Origin of the sequence: Thalassospira sp. GB04J01 (assembly GCF_000751115.1) — a bacterium.
Classification (GTDB): Bacteria; Pseudomonadota; Alphaproteobacteria; order Rhodospirillales; family Thalassospiraceae; genus Thalassospira; species Thalassospira lucentensis.
Genome location: NZ_CCDX020000031.1, coordinates 1 through 1080 on the forward strand (window position 1 = coordinate 1; position 1080 = coordinate 1080).

At 55.7% G+C, this 1080-nt stretch carries 1 protein-coding gene; it reads right to left on the reverse strand.

All coding sequences use genetic code 11. The annotated features are described in order from the left end of the window. Positions 1-15 precede the first annotated feature (15 nt). Positions 16-1080: HAMP domain-containing methyl-accepting chemotaxis protein (locus AMM48_RS22010; protein ID WP_146030444.1), on the reverse strand; the 1065-nt coding region annotated here is incomplete at its 5' end.

A 1080-nucleotide genomic window follows, 5' to 3' on the forward strand; every position in this document is an offset into this window, starting at 1 on the left:
CAAAGCAGTTTGGGATCAGGAGGCCGCGCGATCGTGTGCCTGCTGGCGCAGATCGTCGAGGATTGTATTGATCCGTGACCGCAGGTTTTCGACCTTTTGCGAGGCTTCTTGTGCCGTCGACAGGACCTGGCTTGAAAGTTCGCCAGTCTTGCTGGTTTCGGCAGAAACCTCGGTAATCGACGACGATACCGAACGGGTGCGATCCGCCGCACCGCGAACGTTGCGGGTGATTTCGTCGGTTGCAGCACCTTGCTCCTCGACCGCAGCCGAAATGGTGGTTGCGATTTCATTGAGGTTCTCAATGATCCGACCAATATCACCGATGGCCGTCACCGATTCACCGGTTGCCTTCTGAATGCCGGAAATCTGCCCCGAAATTTCTTCGGTTGCTTTTTCCGTCTGGTTGGCAAGGTTTTTAACCTCGGCGGCGACAACGGCAAAGCCTTTGCCCGCATCACCGGCACGGGCGGCCTCAATCGTTGCGTTCAGTGCCAGAAGATTGGTCTGTTCGGCAATGTCGGTAATCAACGCAATGACTTCGCCAATGCGATCTGCCGACTGTGACAGGCTGACCACCAGTTCGTTGGTTTCCTGTGCACGGGTCGATGCTTCGCCGGAAATCCGGGTTGATTCCGCCATTTGACGGTTGATTTCCGCGTTCGATGCCGACAGCTGTTCGGTCGCTGCGGCAACTGTTTCAACGTTGCCGGTGGCTTCCTGTGCCGAGTTGGCGACTTCTTCGGTTTGACCCGAAACCAGTTCGGCACTTGAGGTCATCTGTCCGGACACACCCTGCAACTGATCACCAAGGGCGGCGATTTCATTCACGGCACTTTCGACTTCGTTCTGAAGGGTATCGGCAAGGCCAAGAAGTTCATCGCGCAGCGCTTCGTTGCGTTCATGGTTAAGGCGTTCTTCTTCGGCCTGCATGTTACGGACCTTGATCGCATTATCTTTGAACACATCAACTGCACGGCCCATGGCACTGATTTCATCGTTGCCTTTGGAGGGTACCGCAACTTCAAGGTTGCCGTCCGCCAGCTGAACCATGGTTTTCTGCAATCCGCCAAGACGGCGCAG